22 protein-coding genes are annotated in these 16,984 nt (G+C 42.0%); 11 read left to right on the plus strand and 11 right to left on the minus strand.

What is annotated here, in order from left to right; genetic code table 11:
• Positions 1-113 precede the first annotated feature (113 nt).
• The 4 genes from lipA to CSV73_RS14005 all read left to right on the plus strand — a co-directional run bounded on the left by lipA (position 114) and on the right by CSV73_RS14005 (position 2,759).
• Positions 114-1,079, plus strand: a complete 966-nt coding sequence (lipA, locus tag CSV73_RS13990; RefSeq protein ID WP_099627890.1) for a lipoyl synthase — start codon at positions 114-116, stop codon at positions 1,077-1,079.
• An 18-nt stretch (positions 1,080-1,097) separates the two neighbouring features.
• Complete coding sequence (locus CSV73_RS13995) at positions 1,098-1,451, plus strand: YutD family protein (RefSeq protein ID WP_085133557.1); 354 nt, start codon at positions 1,098-1,100, stop codon at positions 1,449-1,451.
• Positions 1,452-1,548: 97 nt separating this feature from the next.
• On the plus strand, positions 1,549-1,995 hold the full coding sequence (locus tag CSV73_RS14000; protein WP_085131444.1) for a DUF86 domain-containing protein: 447 nt from the start codon (positions 1,549-1,551) through the stop codon (positions 1,993-1,995).
• Positions 1,995-2,759, plus strand: a complete 765-nt coding sequence (locus CSV73_RS14005) for a TIGR01457 family HAD-type hydrolase (protein WP_255407859.1) — start codon at positions 1,995-1,997, stop codon at positions 2,757-2,759. The genes CSV73_RS14000 and CSV73_RS14005 overlap by 1 nt, the downstream gene beginning before the upstream one ends.
• A gap of 137 nt (positions 2,760-2,896) precedes the next feature.
• Here the strand turns inward: CSV73_RS14005 and CSV73_RS14010 are convergent, their stop codons facing one another.
• The gene (locus CSV73_RS14010; RefSeq protein WP_085131442.1) at positions 2,897-3,133 is read right to left on the minus strand and encodes a YuzB family protein; all 237 of its coding nucleotides are present in this window, start codon (positions 3,131-3,133) and stop codon (positions 2,897-2,899) included.
• 139 nt (positions 3,134-3,272) lie between these two features.
• On the opposite strand from CSV73_RS14010, the gene CSV73_RS14015 reads away from it, so the two are divergent.
• Positions 3,273-4,340 (plus strand): NAD(P)/FAD-dependent oxidoreductase, encoded by a 1,068-nt coding sequence (locus CSV73_RS14015; RefSeq protein ID WP_085131441.1) that lies wholly within the window; start codon positions 3,273-3,275, stop codon positions 4,338-4,340.
• A gap of 163 nt (positions 4,341-4,503) precedes the next feature.
• Here CSV73_RS14015 and CSV73_RS14020 read toward each other — a convergent pair whose 3' ends face one another.
• A complete protein-coding gene (locus CSV73_RS14020; RefSeq protein ID WP_085131440.1) occupies positions 4,504-4,830 on the minus strand; it encodes a YuzD family protein in 327 nt (108 codons plus the stop codon).
• Positions 4,831-4,913: 83 nt separating this feature from the next.
• On the opposite strand from CSV73_RS14020, the gene CSV73_RS14025 reads away from it, so the two are divergent.
• A complete protein-coding gene (locus CSV73_RS14025; RefSeq protein WP_085131439.1) occupies positions 4,914-5,153 on the plus strand; it encodes a NifU family protein in 240 nt (79 codons plus the stop codon).
• Between the two features lie 60 nt (positions 5,154-5,213).
• Here CSV73_RS14025 and CSV73_RS14030 read toward each other — a convergent pair whose 3' ends face one another.
• Positions 5,214-5,918: a DUF2225 domain-containing protein gene (locus tag CSV73_RS14030; protein WP_199093135.1), complete on the minus strand. Its 705-nt coding sequence runs from the start codon at positions 5,916-5,918 to the stop codon at positions 5,214-5,216.
• A gap of 120 nt (positions 5,919-6,038) precedes the next feature.
• Here CSV73_RS14030 and CSV73_RS14035 point away from each other — a divergent pair, with 120 nt between their 5' ends.
• The 3 genes from CSV73_RS14035 (at position 6,039) to CSV73_RS14045 (ending at position 8,400) form a co-directional block, all read left to right on the plus strand.
• The gene (locus tag CSV73_RS14035) at positions 6,039-6,404 is read left to right on the plus strand and encodes a HesB/IscA family protein (protein ID WP_085131438.1); all 366 of its coding nucleotides are present in this window, start codon (positions 6,039-6,041) and stop codon (positions 6,402-6,404) included.
• 235 nt (positions 6,405-6,639) lie between these two features.
• Positions 6,640-7,857 carry an NAD(P)/FAD-dependent oxidoreductase gene (locus CSV73_RS14040; RefSeq protein WP_085131437.1) on the plus strand — a complete coding sequence of 406 codons (1,218 nt, stop codon included), beginning with the start codon at positions 6,640-6,642 and terminating at the stop codon, positions 7,855-7,857.
• A gap of 216 nt (positions 7,858-8,073) precedes the next feature.
• On the plus strand, positions 8,074-8,400 hold the full coding sequence (locus tag CSV73_RS14045) for a YuiB family protein (protein ID WP_085131436.1): 327 nt from the start codon (positions 8,074-8,076) through the stop codon (positions 8,398-8,400).
• Between the two features lie 253 nt (positions 8,401-8,653).
• On the opposite strand, the gene CSV73_RS14050 is transcribed toward CSV73_RS14045, so the two are convergent.
• Positions 8,654-9,130: a divergent PAP2 family protein gene (locus CSV73_RS14050; RefSeq protein ID WP_085131435.1), complete on the minus strand. Its 477-nt coding sequence runs from the start codon at positions 9,128-9,130 to the stop codon at positions 8,654-8,656.
• A 158-nt stretch (positions 9,131-9,288) separates the two neighbouring features.
• Here CSV73_RS14050 and CSV73_RS14055 point away from each other — a divergent pair, with 158 nt between their 5' ends.
• Entirely contained in the window at positions 9,289-10,803 is a 1,515-nt protein-coding gene (locus tag CSV73_RS14055; RefSeq protein WP_099627892.1) for a leucyl aminopeptidase, read from the plus strand.
• 70 nt (positions 10,804-10,873) lie between these two features.
• Positions 10,874-11,116: a hypothetical protein gene (locus tag CSV73_RS14060; protein ID WP_085131433.1), complete on the plus strand. Its 243-nt coding sequence runs from the start codon at positions 10,874-10,876 to the stop codon at positions 11,114-11,116.
• Positions 11,117-11,134: 18 nt separating this feature from the next.
• On the opposite strand, the gene mnhG is transcribed toward CSV73_RS14060, so the two are convergent.
• The 7 genes from mnhG to CSV73_RS14095 are packed head-to-tail and all read right to left on the minus strand — an operon-like array spanning position 11,135 to position 16,904.
• The gene (gene mnhG, locus CSV73_RS14065; protein WP_085131432.1) at positions 11,135-11,518 is read right to left on the minus strand and encodes a monovalent cation/H(+) antiporter subunit G; all 384 of its coding nucleotides are present in this window, start codon (positions 11,516-11,518) and stop codon (positions 11,135-11,137) included.
• Positions 11,502-11,783 (minus strand): Na(+)/H(+) antiporter subunit F1, encoded by a 282-nt coding sequence (locus CSV73_RS14070; protein ID WP_085131431.1) that lies wholly within the window; start codon positions 11,781-11,783, stop codon positions 11,502-11,504. Before CSV73_RS14070 ends, mnhG begins: the two co-directional genes overlap by 17 nt.
• Entirely contained in the window at positions 11,780-12,262 is a 483-nt protein-coding gene (locus CSV73_RS14075) for a Na+/H+ antiporter subunit E (RefSeq protein WP_085131430.1), read from the minus strand. The genes CSV73_RS14070 and CSV73_RS14075 overlap by 4 nt, the downstream gene beginning before the upstream one ends.
• 6 nt (positions 12,263-12,268) lie before the next feature.
• Positions 12,269-13,753, minus strand: coding sequence for a Na+/H+ antiporter subunit D (locus CSV73_RS14080; RefSeq protein WP_099627904.1), 1,485 nt, complete (start codon positions 13,751-13,753; stop codon positions 12,269-12,271).
• A complete protein-coding gene (locus CSV73_RS14085) occupies positions 13,746-14,087 on the minus strand; it encodes a Na(+)/H(+) antiporter subunit C (RefSeq protein WP_085131429.1) in 342 nt (113 codons plus the stop codon). Before CSV73_RS14085 ends, CSV73_RS14080 begins: the two co-directional genes overlap by 8 nt.
• On the minus strand, positions 14,087-14,509 hold the full coding sequence (locus tag CSV73_RS14090; RefSeq protein WP_085131428.1) for a Na(+)/H(+) antiporter subunit B: 423 nt from the start codon (positions 14,507-14,509) through the stop codon (positions 14,087-14,089). Before CSV73_RS14090 ends, CSV73_RS14085 begins: the two co-directional genes overlap by 1 nt.
• Positions 14,496-16,904 (minus strand): Na+/H+ antiporter subunit A, encoded by a 2,409-nt coding sequence (locus CSV73_RS14095; protein WP_099627893.1) that lies wholly within the window; start codon positions 16,902-16,904, stop codon positions 14,496-14,498. The genes CSV73_RS14090 and CSV73_RS14095 overlap by 14 nt, the downstream gene beginning before the upstream one ends.
• Positions 16,905-16,984 lie beyond the last annotated feature (80 nt).

The following is a 16,984-nucleotide window of genomic DNA, read 5'->3' on the forward strand; positions in this document are numbered from 1 at the left end:
CCAGTGGGGCTGTTCTAGCAGAATTCGTCTTTATAGTGCATATCAAATGCTGTCTATAATTGAAGGTTATCTGAATTTATGTTACATTGACATGAGTAGAATCTATCAACAGAATGGAGTCGGTAGCGTTGTCATGCAAACCTGAAACAGGAAGAAAATCTGAGCATGTTAGAAAGCCGGATTGGCTGAAAATTAAGCTAAACACCAATGAGAACTATACAGGTTTAAAGAAATTAATGCGCGAAAAAAACTTGAATACCGTATGTGAAGAAGCACGTTGTCCGAACATTCACGAGTGTTGGGGAGAGCGACGTACAGCTACTTTTATGATCTTAGGGGCTGTGTGTACACGGGCATGTCGTTTCTGTGCAGTTAAAACAGGTTTACCTAACGAACTTGACACCGCTGAACCGGAACGCGTAGCAGAATCAGTTGAATTGATGAATTTGAAACATGCCGTTGTCACAGCTGTAGCACGTGACGACTTGAAGGATGGAGGATCTGCGATTTTCGCGGAAACCATTCGTGCGATTCGCAGGAAAAATCCATTTACTTCTATTGAAGTACTGCCATCGGATATGGGTGGAGATATAGAAAACTTGCAACGTCTGATGGATGCAAAACCAGATATCCTCAATCATAATATCGAAACCGTACGCCGGTTAACTCCGAGAATTCGTGCGCGTGCAACATATGATCGTTCACTGGAATTACTTCAACGTGCAAAAAACATGTATCCTGAGATCCCGACGAAATCTTCCTTAATGGTAGGACTCGGAGAGACAGTGGAAGAAATTATTGAGACAATGGATGACCTTCGTGCACACAACGTAGATATCATGACAATTGGTCAATACTTGCAACCAACAAAAAAACACGCTAAAGTGGTAAAATATTATTCGCCTGATGAGTTTGGTGAATTGCGTAAAATCGCAATGTCTAAAGGGTTCTCTCATTGTGAGGCGGGGCCGCTTGTGCGTTCAAGTTACCACGCAGACGAGCAAGTTAATGCTTCGGCTAAAGAAAAACAGCGCCAAGGTGACGAACTGCTGAAACTTGAAGGACAAGCGAGCAGTTAAATGGAAGTGAAGCAGAGAATGGTTATTTTAGAGAATATGCAGTATGAAATTGCAGAAGAGTTTCGCGATGGGTTTAATGAAGAAGCCTTGAACGAACGCTTTAGCGAAGTACTGCTAAAGTATGACTTTATTTTGGGTGACTGGGGATATGGACAATTACGATTAAAAGGCTTTTTCGAGGACCGTAATTCCAAATCCACGTATGAAACGAAAATCAGCACTGTTCAAGATTATATTTATGAATACTGTAATTTCGGTTGTGCTTATTTTATTCTGAAAAAGATTGGGAAAGTAAAAGCAGAACAAACAGAAGTGGAAGCTGTAGCCGAAGCAGCACCTGAAACAGCATCTACTCCAAAAATAGAACAATAAAAATGAAAGCTTCGGGCAAATTTGCTCGGAGCTTTCATTCGTTTTACAATAAATATGGTAAGATAGAAGTATGAAGTATATGAGGAGGAAGAACATTATGTATTTTGTAGATCAAAATCAAATCAATAAAACGTTAGTGTATATGGAGCAGTTAATCGATATTTTTGAAAAGGAAACGAACTGGCTTCAAAGCGATATAAATAAGTTGGCTTTAGAACGAATTGCACATGGCTTGATTGAAGGAATCATTGACGTAGGAAATTCTATGATCGACGGATTCATCATGCGTGATCCTGGAAGTTACGACGATATTATCGATATTCTTGAAGATGAAAAAGTGATAAAATCTGAACAAGCTATTCCATTAAAAGCCTTTATTTCATTACGTCCAATGATTGTCCGCCAATTCGTGGAAGTCGATGCAGATAAAGTAGTCCTATCCATTCGAGAAACGCTTAATGAACTACAACAATTCCCAGGACAAGTTCGAGACTACTTAACGAATGAATTAGGTCCAGTTTCGGCGTTTCTTCCAACAGAATGATGGGCCAATATAACGCGTATTGCTTCGATTTGGATGGCACGATGTATCGCGGTAGTGAACCGATCCAAGAAGCTGTAGATTACGTTGCAGCATGCCAAGCTGAAGGTAAGGGGACGTATTTCATTACGAATAACGCTGCCTTGACACGCACTGCGCAACAGAAGAAACTAGCTGGTTTTGGAGTGAAAACAGAAACGGATTTCATCATAAATTCAGCTACCACACTGGCTCGTTATTGCAAACTGCATTATGATGGCGCCCACGTCATGATGATTGGTGAAGAAGGATTGCGTGAAGCGTTGGAACTTGAACATATCACAATCACTACGACGAATCCTGATGTGGTGTTAATGGGACTCGATCGTCAGATTACATACGATAAACTTGCGGATGCTTGTCTGGCGATACGTAACGGTGCCCATTTCTTAGGTACCAATCAAGATATCAAATTCCCTACCGAAAAAGGACTAGTACCAGCTAACGGTTCTTTTCTAAAGTTGATGGAAGCGGCGACTGATACGAAGCCGCTTATCGTAGGAAAACCAGAGCCGCATATGCTGGAGTTCATCCGACAGCAAGGTGGGTACGAGAAAGAAGAAATGCTTCTGATCGGCGATAATTATGATACGGACATTATGGCGGGTATTCGCTATGGTATAGATACGGCGTATGTCGCAACCGGAGTCACACCTATGGAAGAAGTGCAAAAGAAGGCACAACAACCTACTTATTTGCTGCATTCACTTGCAGATTGGCTGAAGTAATAAGAAGCGATCTAAGGAGCCGTACCGCTACGGCTTCTTGTGATGGCTTTTTTGTTGTAAATGTTCAATCTGAAACGCCAAAAAAGATGCCTTAAAAGCGCAGTAGCTTCCAAGACATCCTGTTGACTTTATTTTTATTAAAAAAGTGGATTCTCTTCAATAAACTGATAAATTTGCTTCGTCAGTTCATCCGCAGTATCCGCTTCGACAAGTTCACCATTAACAATCGCGTACAACGTATCACTACACTTCGTACAATAGCTCAAACAGCCGTATTCCAGTACGTCGATGTTTGGATCGCGCTCCAACGTTTCAAATACGGGGTAGGCACCATTTGCCAAATTACTCATACAAAACTCCACGATGGGATTCATCTTTCTCACCTCGCCTACTAGAAATGGTACTCTTTTTTCTCAAAAGCGTCAATGAACATGACATATTGTGAAAGTTATCACAAACTGCTATAATAACAAATAGAGATGCACGAGAAAATAGACATAGAAGGAGAACGTTATGAGAAAATTACTTTTACTAGGTGCCGGCTATGGTAATATGAGAATTTTATTGCGTTTGTTAAATAAAGAATTACCAAGCGATATTGAAATTACACTTGTCGATAGAACGTTATTTCATAGTTTGAAAACAGAATTTTATGCATTGGCAGCAGGAACCGTTTCTGACTCCGAAGTCCGCGTCGCCATTCCTATTCATGATCAATTGAAAGTAGTAGAAGGCGAGATTCAAGAAATTAAGCTCGAAGAAAAACAAGTGTTGTTGGCAAACGGACAAGCACTTGCATACGACGAATTAGTTATCGGACTAGGTAGTGAAGATAACTACCACAACGTGCCTGGGGCAGCTGAACATACGCTAAGTATCCAAACGATTGGGAAATCCCGTCGGACGTATCAAACGTTACTCGGATTAGGCGATGGCGCAACCGTAGGAATCGTGGGTGCGGGACTTAGCGGTATTGAATTAGCGAGTGAGTTACGTGAGAGTCGTCCCGATTTGAAAATTAAATTATTCGATCGTAGCCCGCGTATTTTGCGTGACTTCCCTGAACGATTGAGTAACTTTGTAAAAGGTTGGTTTGATGAGAACGAAGTAGAAGTCGTTGCGAATTCCAACATTACTAAAGTAGGCGAACATATTCTGTATAACCATGAAGATACAATTGATGTAGATGCAGTAGTTTGGACAGCTGGCATTAAGCCAGGCAAGGTCGTGGATGATTTAGTCATTCAGAAAGACCGTTCAGGCCGTATCGTACTCAATCAATATCACCAAGTTCCAAGTTACCGAAACGTTTATGTTGTCGGAGATATTGCCGCGCTCACACACGCACCAAGCGCTCAGTTGGCAGAAGTACAAGGAGAGCAAATCGTTCAAGTTTTACGCTCTACTTGGAAAGGTGAACCGTTGATGCCTGAAATGCCAGAGCTGAAACTAAAAGGCTTTATGGGTTCATTAGGAAAGAAGCAAGGATTTGCGTACTTAGCAGATCGTACCGTAACAGGAAGAATTGCACGTTTAATGAAATCTGGCTTGCTATGGATGTACAAATGGCACAACGGGTAACTCAACTATTTGCAAGTCACTTCCATGAAGTGGCTTTTTCTTTAGCCCTGATAGTGCATTTCATTAATTGGATACAAAAAAGAAGCGGTCAGTTCAATGTAGAACGACCACTTCAATGAATGTATTGTTCTCAATTAATACATCCAATTATCATTTTCTCTATTTATTGTGCTTGATAACCATGTGCTTCTAATGCGTTAAAAACGGGCTTCAGTTGAATATGACCTTCTCCAATCATTTCGTTATTAATCAGTACGAGTGGATAAAAATACTCGTCTTCACGAATTTTCTCGACAATTTCACGCTGCCTGGATTCTGCTAAATCTTGGTCGATATCAATATACGTAATAGTAAACGGTTGTTCAGGGTACTTTCTTGATATCGCTGCTTGAAGCCATTCATACGTATCTTTAGAAGATGGTGCATTTACACAGCTGGCACAGACGATTTCTGCACCATATACTTCGATTGTTACTGGGGATTGTGACATATTACTCAAACCTCCGATTCATTATTGGATTTTTTCTGCTTGGCAGTTTATAATAAGTATAAGGAAAGGAGAGTGTGATTACAATGACAACAGATATTAAATTATATGAGCCGGTAAAAGAAGTGCTAGATAAATTGCGCCCATTCCTCTTGCGAGACGGAGGGGACTGCGAACTAGTGGATATCGATGAAGGTATAGTGAAGCTTCGCCTTTTAGGAGCATGCGGAACTTGCCCTAGTTCGACAATTACATTAAAAGCGGGTATTGAACGTGCATTACTTGAAGAAGTACCAGGCGTAGTAGAAGTGGAACAGGTTTTTTAATTTCATTAAATAAAAAAGCCGTGCAATGAAGTATGACCTTCTTTGCACGGTTTTACTTATTCAGCTCGTTTTATGTGCGGGTTCTTCATCACGGATTTCTTGCCATCGATCTTTTGCCATTTGGATTATTGTAGGTTCGGTCGATTTTTTTTGCGTTTCAATTACACGTGAGAAGTTTCGTATGGCTTCTTCACGATCATGGATGCGCCAAGATAATTCTGCAATTATATATTGCACACGAGTTTCAGACATTTGTGTTCCCATATAATCACCTTCAGAAAATGCTTTTATGTATAGGTCACGTGATATTTCCAGATAACGCATTTCTTTCTGACGGTTTTCATCATTACGATAAATCCAGGCTATACGCAACATCATTCCTGCCATCGTTAAATGCTTTTCTTTTTTAAAGTGGGCATTTAAATACGCTAATTTATAGGCTTCAATCGCTTGCCCTTTCGTCCGTTCGCCACCAAATGAGCGACTATGCCATTTGGCTGTTATATTTTTGGTGATTATTTCTTTTGTGCCGGGCGCAAAGTACGGAACGAAATCATCAGTAAATGCAAAACCGCAAGTCGGACAAACGGCAACATTATAAAAAATAGGATTAACTTCCTTGTTCATATAAATAGGTCTAAAATCGCTATCATGATCAACTACTCTTACTTGGCGAGAACGAATTTTAGTAGTAGGGAAATGCTCTTTACACAGTAAGCACTGCATCTTCTTCTCATAAAATGGGCTAATTTCCACTAGTATCATTCCTTTCTTTCCTAAGTCTTATTATACATTAAAATAGACCTAGTAGGGGGACTATTTGTTTGCATTGTGATGAAAAAGATTGATATGATAAAAAGAAAACGTGGAAAGTGAGTGGTATGAATGACGAATACAGTAGAGATTACAGAAGCAGCAGCATTTCACGTGAAGAAAATGATGACTCATAATGAAGAAGAAGGATCGTTCTTGCGCGTTTCCGTTAATGGCGGAGGTTGTAGCGGGTTAACATATGGTCTTGGTTTTGCCCAAGAGAAAGAAGACGATGACCTTTCTTATACAGCGCATGGCATCCCTGTAGTGATTAAAGAAGAGGATGCAGCTATTCTTGTAGGTACAAAAGTGGATTATAAAGAATCATTAATGGGTGGCGGCTTTACCATCGATAATCCGAATGCCATTGCAAATTGTGGTTGCGGTACTTCATTTAGAACAGCTAAAAAAGCTGGCACACCGGCAGATTGCGAATAAATTAAAACATATCAGTCGAGCAGGATTTGATGGAATTATAAAAATGATATACTACTAGTCTAAATTGATTATTTGCACAATAATAATTCTGTTGAAATACATGCTCAAAAGGTCTACTATAAGTAATGAAAGTAAGATTCTATATTATCAAACTAAATGCCGACACTGCAAAACCAATTAAGATTGATTTTACACGTACTCGGCGTTTAAGAAACTAAAAGGTGGTTCGATTTACGTGAAAAGACCAACAATCTTAGTATTGGGTGCAGGTTATGGCGGTTTAATGACTGTTGTGAATTTACAAAAGTCATTAGGTACAGATGAAGCAGATATCGTTCTGATCAACAAAAATGACTATCACTATGAATCTACATGGTTGCATGAAGCGGCAGCTGGAACATTATCTCCAGAACAAGTTCGCTATGATATTTCAAGCGTAATCAATAGCAATAAAGTAAAGTTCATCGAAGCAGAAGTTACTGGCATCGATGTGGCGACGAAAAACGTAAAGACGAACCTCGGTTCTCACACATATGACTACTTAGTAATCGGCCTTGGTTTCGAAGGCGAAACTTTCGGAATTCCAGGTTTGGACAAGTATGCACTGTCTATTGCCAATGTCAATGCAGCTCGTCATATTCGTGATCATATGGAATATCAATTCGCTACATGGTCTACTGAAGAAGTAAAAGATGATAGCCGTTTGACTATTATCGTAGGTGGAGCTGGTTTCACAGGAATTGAGTATCTTGGTGAACTAGGAAACCGTGTACCTGAATTATGTGAAGAATATGATGTGCCAGCCAAAAAGGTGCGCATTCTCTGTGTAGAAGCTGCGCCAATGGTATTGCCTGGTTTCGATCCGGAACTTGTGGAATACGCAGTGCGTCAATTAGGCGCAAAAGGTGTAGAATTCTCTATCGGTACACCGGTTGTAGAAGCAACTCCTGAAGGCGTGAAGATTAAAAAAGGCGAAGATGAGTTTGAATTCATCAAAGCGGGTACAGTCGTATGGGCTGCCGGTGTTCGTGGTAACCATTTGATCGAAGAATCGGGTATAGAAAACATGCGTGCTCGCGTGAAAGTTGAAAAAGATATGCGTGCGCCAGGATTCGACGATGTATTTGTAGTAGGTGACTGTGCATTGATGATCAACGAAGCGATTAATCGTCCGTATCCACCAACTGCACAAATCGCTATGCAACAAGGCGAAATTATTGCTAACAATATCATCGCATTGATGAAAGGAAACCCAACTAAAGAATTCGTACCGGATTTAAAAGGTAGCGTGTGTTCTCTAGGTGATTCTGATGCGATTGGTGTAGTATTCGATAAAAAAGTGACGGGTACGAAAGCGTCATTCATGAAGAAAATGATCGATAATCGTGCGTTATTCATGATCGGCGGTCTAGGATTAACGATTAAAAAAGGTAAATTCAACGTTCTCAAATGAATATCGAAAAGCACTCGCATCTGCGAGTGCTTTTTGTATGCATTAAAATAGACAACAAGTCAACCGTGAAAGCAGTCGAAGTAGAGAAAAACATCTGTCAAATTTTAATAATTCATGACATCTGAAAAGAACGTTCTGTGTACACTGTCTCATTCTGTTGAAAGCCATCGCTTCATCCTGTAAAATGTTGAAGTGATGAACTGGAGGTTAGCAAGCATGCAAACTATATCCATAGCACAAGTGATGCTATCGATCTTGATATTTATTGTGATGTTTTTCGGTATCGGTTTTTTATTAAATATGCTGTTACGTATGACGTGGCTTATGGCTATCATTTATCCGATTATCGTGATTTTTATTATTGATGATGTATCGATGTATGAATACATTACGAAGCCTGGTTTTGCTTTTAGTGAGCTAGGGGCGAATATTATGTCGCTGCATGCCGTAGATATCGTGATTTTGGCGAGCGGTATGGTCGGTGCGATTATCGCAGGTTTCGTGATGAAGGTTTTACGCAAAATGGGTTATCAGATGTTCTAATGCTTTTGCTAGGTGTGGACATGAAAAAACGGAGCTGGACAGGAAGTCGTGAATTACGACATCTTGTGACAGTTCCGTTTTTTACGTTGCTTTAGAGATAAAAAGAGTAGAGAAGAAGGGCGCCTTTGATCGACGCTCCAGGCGGATGCTTTCACTTACGATCAACTCGTATATGTTTCTAAATAGAGTGACGTATAAAATACTTCCAACTATAAAACATGAGTCGTCCGCAAGCCCCGTAATGGCTGCGACGTTACAAGATAACGGTATACGTAATGATCGAGATGAGGATACCTGTTAGCGCTCCAAAGAATACTTCGTTTGGTTTGTGACCGAGTAAAGTTTTGAGTTCTTGAATTTTGGCGTCATTGTCTTTCTTCGGCCAGTCTTTCAAGTCACTGACGAATATTTGGAAGTCGGAGCGCATTTGGTTGATGATGACGGCTTGTTGTCCGGCTTGGTAGCGGATGCCGGTTGCGTCGAACATAACAATGACCGCGAATATAGCGGATATGGCGAATAGTGGTGAATCTAGGCCCGCTTCGAATGCGATGGCAGTTGTGAGTGCGGTGACTGCTGCTGAGTGAGAACTCGGCATGCCGCCTGTGGAAGTCATGAGTCCGAAATCGAGTTTACGTGTTAATAAAAAATGAATAGGAATTTTTACAAATTGGGCAAAAAAGATGGCGAATAGCGCTGCGAGGAGCGGTATATTTTCAAAAATAGCCAAGTGGTTCCACTCCTTTACTGTCGGTAGTTTAGCAATTAGTATAACATAATTTGGATCTACTCGTTGTATCCAACCAACAATACTTGCCGTTGCTAGTGCTAATCAGACTAGTTTATACTAGTATGGGGAAAGCGTAAAGAAAAGGGGAGGAACCACACATGATAAACGTAGAAACAGCATCCGCAATCGATCAGACGGAAGTAGAAGTACTTATTATAGGCATACCAGATCATCCAGAGAACGTAGAAGGCTTCGATTTGTTCGTTGAATCTTTCCATCCTCTTTTGCCGGATTGGATTAAATCACAGGACGTTCAACAGAAGTTTAAGACGATTACCAAAATGCCTGCACTATCCAAGCAACGTTACGACCGCGTGTACTTTGTCGGCATCGGCAATCAGAAGCGACTGACAGAACAGCCTCTGCGTGAATTATTCGCTGAGGTAGGTAAACAACTAAACCAAGACCGTGTGCGCACTGTAGGCGTCTGGACAGCACCGTTCTGCAATGAAGAGATAAATAGTGAGGACGTAGCTTTCCTAGCCTCTGAGGGTATCGGAATGGGCTCATACACATACGAGGGATTCAAGACGTCATCCAATGAAGTAGATATCCCCCTAACTACGGTTACATTTATTACGACGGAAGATGAAGAGCGTGTTACTGCTGCAGGAGAAGTGGGCATGATCTCCGCACATGCGGTGAACGAAGCTAGGACGCTAGTCAATGTACCACCCAATTTGTTGACACCAACTAAGATGGCGGAATACGCACAAGAATTAGCGGAAAGCTATGACTTGGAAATAGATATACTGGGTAAAGCCGAAATGGAAGAGCTTGGCATGGGAGCGATTCTTGCGGTCAATCAAGGTTCAGTAGAAGAACCGAAACTCATTGTTCTCAAGTATCAAGCGACGGAACAGTGGGAAGATGTCGTGGGTTTAGTCGGTAAAGGTATCACGTATGACACGGGTGGCTATTCATTGAAGCCTAAAGACGGCATGGTTGGCATGAAAGGTGATATGGGTGGCGCAGCGGCTGTACTCGGCGCTATGGCGATCATTGGGGAATCACGACCGAAGAAAAATGTGATGGCGGTCATTGCTTCTTCAGATAACATGATTTCAGGTGAAGCGTTCAAGCCGGATGATGTCATCACATCATTAAGCGGTAAGACAATTGAAGTGTTGAATACAGATGCGGAAGGCCGTTTAGTGCTGGCTGATGCAGTGACCTATGCGAAGCAAGCGGGCGCTGAGTATTTGATTGATGTAGCCACACTAACGGGCGGTGTTATTGTAGCACTCGGTAATGATAAAACGGGCACATTGACCAACGATGACGCATTCTATAAAAAATTTCAAGAGGCGGCGGATGAAACAGGGGAATTCATTTGGCAACTGCCATTGACTGAAAGTGATCGTAAGCGGATTCGCAAAAGTGATGTCGCCGATGTAAATAACTCACCAGGACGAGATGGCCATATGATCTTTGGAGGCGGCTTTGTCGGAGAATTTGTTGGAGATACACCATGGATTCATTTAGACATTGCAGGTACGTCTGACGCGGCCAGTCCACATGCGCTCGGTCCGAAAGGTGCGACGGGCGTTATGGTTCGTACATTAGCGACCTTTGTGGAGCGCTTGGCTGCTGAAACAGAACAACAAGAATAATTTGGTATAGGCGCTTTCCTCACTCCTTCTTCCCGGTTGGTCATAGGATAGAGGGAAAGGGGGAGCTTGGATGACAAGACATAATTATAGAGGTGGATACGGTGGCGGTCGTGGTCATCATGGTGGCGGCTATGGCGGCGGATTTGGTGGTTTCGGCGGATTCGGGGGTCCTTTCCTAGGTGGTTTAGTTGGCGGATTTTTAGGTAATGCTATTTCCCCGGGCTATGGTTACGGTGGAGGATATTATCCACCTTACTACAACAGCTATCCATACTATCCGCAACCGTATTACCCTTATTATCCATACTATTAAAAAAACACACCGAGATGACTATTTGTCATCCGGTGTGTTTTTATTTGATTCTTTGCGATGTTCTATTACAGCTTCTTTTAGATCATCACCAATTGTCAATTTGGTAGGTTCTACACCCGACATATAAGCAGCACGTGTCATTAAGTGACCACCAATTGGAGAAGTGATGAATAAGAAGGCGATACCGAGCAGTAGCTGAATACTAAAGTGGCCTTCATTCCACCAAAAGTGGAGGAAAACTCCGAGCAATAAACTCATGACCCCAAGTGTAGCACTCTTTGAAGCAGCATGTGCGCGTGTATAGACATCCGGAAGCCGTAAGATTCCAATGACTGTGACGATCGTAAAAACAATCCCCGCTGTGACGAGTAACACAATAATAATATCAGCGATCAGATCCACGTTCGATAATCTCTCCTCTCTCAATGAATTTTGAGAAGGACACTGTGCCGATAAACGACATAATGGCGATCAATAGAATGGCATCGATGAAGAATGGTGTGTCGAACAAGATGGAAAACAGTGCAATCGCCGATATGAGCATGACACCGATCGCATCGAGAGCGACTAAACGATCCGGCACGGAAGGACCTTTCCATACACGATATAATAATCCGAGCATAGACAGGATGACTAGCACGAGACAGACAGAATAAAATATAATCATCCTCGGCTCACCTCCATAATGGCTTTCTCGAATGTGTTTTTAATAGAATCGATTGCTTCATCCACATCGTCTACATCAATCGCATGGATATACAACGTACGCTGATCATCTGAAACATGAACGACGACCGTACCAGGTGTCAACGTAATTAAACTAGATAACAACGTAATTTCCCAATCTTTTTCAAGTTCTGTTGGCATAGCGAAGAACATCGGTCGCATAGTCGATAAATCCGGCTTGATCACTAGTAACAACACGGAAATATTCGACATGATCAGTTCTTTTAGGAAAATCGCTGTCAGTTTTAGTGCGGACCAGATTCGCCAAATGTACAAGCGTCCACTGAAATAACGGCGTGTCATGATGATCATCAACAGCCCAATAAGATATCCGATGATGAACGTAGAAGGTGTCAATGAACTTGACATGAACATCCAAACGACTGCAATGAAGAAATTTAATAGTATCTGAAAAGCCATTGACCTCTACTCCTTTAACACCGCATTTATATAGATGGATGGATCTGTTAAGACATCAGCAGCATCCGTCATATATGGCATAAGCCACTCCGCACCCACACCGTACGCTACCGTAATGAGTACCAACATAATAGCCGGGAACATCATATGCCGATACGTACGTTGATCGCGAACAGGCAGTTCGTTCTTTTGAGTACCCCAAAATGCATAAATGAAAATCCGAATGACAGACAGTAGTACCACTAGGCTAGAGGCCAAAATAATGATACTACCGATTACATGATCCGCTTCAAACGCACCTTTTGTGATGAGTACTTTCCCGATAAATCCACTCAACGGAGGGATACCAGCCAGACCGAACGCAGCGATTAAATACGTCCAACCAAGCGTTCCATGCGTTTTAATTAAACCACCCATTTCCCGCAAGTTTGAAGTGCCGGTTACGTAAATGATGATACCGATCAAGACAAACAGTGCACCTTTGATCAACATATCATGAATCAAATAGTAAACTGCACCTTCAAGTCCAGACGTGTTCATTTGAGCTACACCGAACAAGATGACACCTACTGCAATGATGATATTGTAAATGATAATTTGTTTTAAATCGAAATACGCAAGAGCGCCGATACAACCTGCAATGATAGTTAGTATAGATAGAACCATCAGAAACTGATGCGTGAATCCAATGTCATGCACGAAAAACAACGTATAGGTACGCGTAATTGCATAGACACCTACTTTAGTCAATAAGGCACCGAATAATGCGAGGACTGGTATCGGTGGTGCAGCGTACGAATTGGGTAACCAGAAATACAAGGGAAAGATTGCCCCTTTAATTCCGAAGACGATCAAAAACAAAATCGCGATGACAGAAATAATTCCTGGTTGATTGATCTCGGCGATCTTCACCGAAATATCCGCCATATTCAATGTGCCGATGATAGAGTACAAATACGCTACCGCAATGACAAAGATGGCAGATGAAATGACGTTCACCAATATGTATTTGATAGATTCACGAAGCTGCCGTTTCTCGCCGCCAAGCACAATGAGCAAATACGACGCGATCAGTAGCACTTCGAAAAATACGAACATATTGAAAATATCGCCTGTTGTAAAGGCACCATTGATTCCTGTAATCATGAACAGAATCGCAGGATAGTAGAAAAATCGTTCTCTTTCTACACCAATGGATGAAAAGCTATAGATGACGACAAAAAATGTGATGATAATCGTCGTCGTGACGAGCATGGCGGAGAACATGTCCGACACCATCGTAATCCCGAATGGTGCAGGCCAGCTTCCGAGTGTCACGGTTTGGATTCCTTCTGTCTTCACTGTCGCGATAAGCCAAAAAGAAGCAACTAGACTGAGAGCCAATCCGATCAGTGTCAAAACTCTCTGGACGACCACCTGCTCTTTGAAAAACAATAAGATCATCGCGAAAAAGAAAGGAATAATGATCGGAAATAAAAGAAGATTAATCATGTTCATCATTCCCTCTCAATTCATTCATATTATCTGTTTGGTGTACAGCATACATCCGATATGCCATGACAAGCATGACCGCCGTCACACCAAAACTGATGACGATCGCAGTTAAGATTAATGCTTGAGGCAGGGGATCTGCAAAGTCCGTCACACCATCGATTAGAACAGGAGGCGCTGAGCCACCAAGTCCACCCATCGTAAGAATGAGTAAGTGCGCTCCGTGACTGAGCAAACCAGTGCCTAAAATTACTTTCAGTAAACTCCTCGATAAAATTAAATAGACGGCTGCCGTAAATAATATACCGATGAGAATCGCAAGAATGAACTCCATCAGTCATCGCCTCCAATCGATTGAATAATCGTGATGGCGGAACCGACGACCACTAAGTAAACGCCACTATCGAACAACATCGCTGTGTGAAGGGACGTGTGACCAAACAGTGGTAAGTCAAAGTCACTGAATGCATGCGTGAAGAATGGCACATTAAAGAAAATCGAGCCCGCTGCTGTACCTAATGCAAGCAATAATCCAATCGCAGTCATTACTGTAAAGTTAAACGGTAGAATCTGTTGAATCGTCCGTAAATCGAAAGCCAATAACAACAGTACAATCGCTCCTGTCGTCAACAAGCCACCGACGAATCCTCCCCCTGGTGCATAGTGACCCGCGAAAAAGATGTGTATGGAGAACAAGAAGATGATGAAAAACACTACTTTAGCTGTGGTTTGTAAAATAACATCATTTGTTTTCATCAGTCGGCTCCTTTCTCGATACACGCAAACGAATCATACCAAGTACCGCGATCCCTGCAATAGCGAGTACTGCGATCTCAAATAATGTATCAAATCCACGGTAATCTACAAGAATGACGTTGACGATATTTCCGCCAGCTGCTTCTGTCTTGACCGTATCTTTATAGTATTGAGAAATCGAAGGGATCATTTTTTGTGAGTGGCTGGATAGGGCAACCAACGTCACCATCACACCAACACTCAATGAAACAATCAAATTGACCATTTTATTGCGTTTCGTTTCCCCATGCGTACTAAGTGCGGGCAAATGCTTGAATGCCAGTAAGAACAACGCAACGGATACGGTCTCGATGACAAGTTGTGTCAGTGCTAAATCTGGCGCTTTAAAGATGACGAAGAATAACGCGACGGAATACCCGACGCCGCCGAGCGCGATGATCGCAGCAAGACGTGACTTCGCAAATACAACAAATCCGACAGATAAAATCAACACGATGGCATTCAGTGATCCGTATAATGTGATTGCTGCAAAACTGTTCATATCTAGAACGAATGCGTCCTTAAGGAACAAAATCGCGATGATTGTAACAGACATAAAGGCAAACATATACAATAAGTATGTCCGGATCTTGCCTGTCATATAAAGACGAGAAACCCGATTCAATCCTTTTTCACTTCCGCGCATAATCGCATCATAACCTTGATTCAGCGATAACTTATCAGGCTGGATACGATAAAGCGGTTGCCATTTCGGAATGGTTAGATAGAGTAACGTACCGAATACCACTACACCGATAGTCAGCCATAAGCCGGCAGCTCCAAAACCATGCCATGCTTTGACATGAATATCGATAGCGGACGGATTGGCGTACAATGTCGGTTGAATCGCCATGACAGCCGGTTTAATAATCCACTTTCCGATGACATTCGGAATGAAGAACACCAGAATAACAATGGATGCCAAAATGATAGGCGAAATTAACATACCGATCGGTGCTTCATGCGGTTGTTTCGGCAATTGGTCAAACTTCTTCTGTCCAATAAATGTTTTCAAAACAAAATACATACTGTACGTAAACGTAAATACACTAGCAATCCAAGCGATGATTGGGAACATAATCCCCCATGTATCGAAGTTGAATAACTCAAAGTGTCGAAGCGCTACCATAGATTCCAAGAACATTTCTTTACTTAAGAATCCACTGAATGGAGGCAAACCGGCCATAGATAATGAACCGATCGCTGCCACGGTAAAGCTGATCGGCATCACGCTCATTAATCCGCCAAGCTTACGAATATCCCTGGTACCGGTTTCATGATCAATAATCCCGGCGATCATGAAGAGCCCACCTTTAAATGCCGCGTGGTTAATCAAGTGGAAGATGGCCGCATACGTCGCGAAGCTAAACATGGCTGCGGTCGCATGATACGAAATGGCACCTGCTCCAAGTAAAGACATGATTAAACCAAGTTGACTGACTGTTGAAAATGCTAAAATCGCTTTCAAATCCGTTTGCTTTACTGCGAAGAATGAACCCCAGAACAGCGTCAGCAATCCGATTCCTGTAACGAGCCAAATCCAAGTGGACGCCGAGCCGAAAATCGGTGTAAATCGTGCGACCAAATAAATACCCGCCTTCACCATTGTGGCAGAGTGTAAATACGCACTAACTGGTGTGGGCGCTTCCATTGCATCCGGTAACCAGATATAGAATGGAAATTGTGCCGACTTCGTAAAAGCACCAAGCAAAAGTAAAACTAATGCCAGAGTAAAGTACGGTTGACTCACTAGGTCAGGAGCTTGGGCAATTAATTCCCGTACAGAGAACGTTTCCCCCATGATGCTGAGTAAAATGAATGCCCCGAGCATCATTAGCCCACCAAACACCGTAATCATCATCGATTTCAATGCGCCAAATCGTGACTTGTCCTTCGTATACCAGAAGCCAATCAATAAGAAGGACGAAATGGACGTTAACTCCCAGAACAAATAGAGTGTCATCGTGTTGTCAGATTGCACAACTCCGAGCATAGCGGTCATGAAAATCAGTAAGTAGACATAAAAACTACCAAGATCTTCTTTCTCCCTATCCATGTAAAACACAGAGTACAATACAACTAACGAGCCGATTCCGGTGATCAATAGCGTGAATAATAAACTAAGACCATCTATGTATGAAGTAAACGCAATTCCAAGTGAAGGAATCCATTTCAATTCAGAAATAGCATGACCACCATCCATAACTAACGGCAAAAAACTAGCGTAATAGCCAAATAACACAAGAGGTACTACTAACACAAACCAACCCGTATGTATTCCTTTAATTTTCTTATAAATAAAAGGAACAAGTACCGCGAAGATTACAGGTAAAAAAATCAATAACACGAATTCCAAAAGAATCCTCCTTCCAACCATGTTCTTCACCTATTCAAATTCCCGAGGCATAAGCGTGGGCGTATTTGTTAGTATAGCGT

This window comes from Sporosarcina sp. P1 (assembly GCF_002743155.1).
Taxonomy (GTDB): domain Bacteria; phylum Bacillota; class Bacilli; order Bacillales_A; family Planococcaceae; genus Sporosarcina; species Sporosarcina ureae_B.

Excerpts from the sequence above, each read along its gene's own strand:
- CSV73_RS14015 (WP_085131441.1), top strand. The coding sequence starts at position 3,273 with ATGAGAAAATTACTTTTACTAGGTGCCGGCTATGGTAATATGAGAATT.
- CSV73_RS14045 (WP_085131436.1), top strand. The coding sequence starts at position 8,074 with ATGCAAACTATATCCATAGCACAAGTGATGCTATCGATCTTGATATTT.
- CSV73_RS13995 (WP_085133557.1), top strand. The coding sequence starts at position 1,098 with ATGGTTATTTTAGAGAATATGCAGTATGAAATTGCAGAAGAGTTTCGC.
- CSV73_RS14070 (WP_085131431.1), bottom strand. The coding sequence starts at position 11,783 with ATGATTATATTTTATTCTGTCTGTCTCGTGCTAGTCATCCTGTCTATG.
- CSV73_RS14010 (WP_085131442.1), bottom strand. The coding sequence starts at position 3,133 with ATGAATCCCATCGTGGAGTTTTGTATGAGTAATTTGGCAAATGGTGCC.
- CSV73_RS14090 (WP_085131428.1), bottom strand. The coding sequence starts at position 14,509 with ATGAAAACAAATGATGTTATTTTACAAACCACAGCTAAAGTAGTGTTT.
- CSV73_RS14060 (WP_085131433.1), top strand. The coding sequence starts at position 10,874 with ATGACAAGACATAATTATAGAGGTGGATACGGTGGCGGTCGTGGTCAT.
- CSV73_RS14020 (WP_085131440.1), bottom strand. The coding sequence starts at position 4,830 with ATGTCACAATCCCCAGTAACAATCGAAGTATATGGTGCAGAAATCGTC.
- CSV73_RS14005 (WP_255407859.1), top strand. The coding sequence starts at position 1,995 with ATGGGCCAATATAACGCGTATTGCTTCGATTTGGATGGCACGATGTAT.
- CSV73_RS14030 (WP_199093135.1), bottom strand. The coding sequence starts at position 5,918 with ATGATACTAGTGGAAATTAGCCCATTTTATGAGAAGAAGATGCAGTGC.
- CSV73_RS14025 (WP_085131439.1), top strand. The coding sequence starts at position 4,914 with ATGACAACAGATATTAAATTATATGAGCCGGTAAAAGAAGTGCTAGAT.
- CSV73_RS14080 (WP_099627904.1), bottom strand. The coding sequence starts at position 13,753 with ATGATTAATCTTCTTTTATTTCCGATCATTATTCCTTTCTTTTTCGCG.
- CSV73_RS14000 (WP_085131444.1), top strand. The coding sequence starts at position 1,549 with ATGTATTTTGTAGATCAAAATCAAATCAATAAAACGTTAGTGTATATG.
- CSV73_RS14075 (WP_085131430.1), bottom strand. The coding sequence starts at position 12,262 with ATGGCTTTTCAGATACTATTAAATTTCTTCATTGCAGTCGTTTGGATG.
- CSV73_RS14085 (WP_085131429.1), bottom strand. The coding sequence starts at position 14,087 with ATGGAGTTCATTCTTGCGATTCTCATCGGTATATTATTTACGGCAGCC.
- CSV73_RS14055 (WP_099627892.1), top strand. The coding sequence starts at position 9,289 with ATGATAAACGTAGAAACAGCATCCGCAATCGATCAGACGGAAGTAGAA.
- CSV73_RS14035 (WP_085131438.1), top strand. The coding sequence starts at position 6,039 with ATGACGAATACAGTAGAGATTACAGAAGCAGCAGCATTTCACGTGAAG.
- lipA (WP_099627890.1), top strand. The coding sequence starts at position 114 with ATGGAGTCGGTAGCGTTGTCATGCAAACCTGAAACAGGAAGAAAATCT.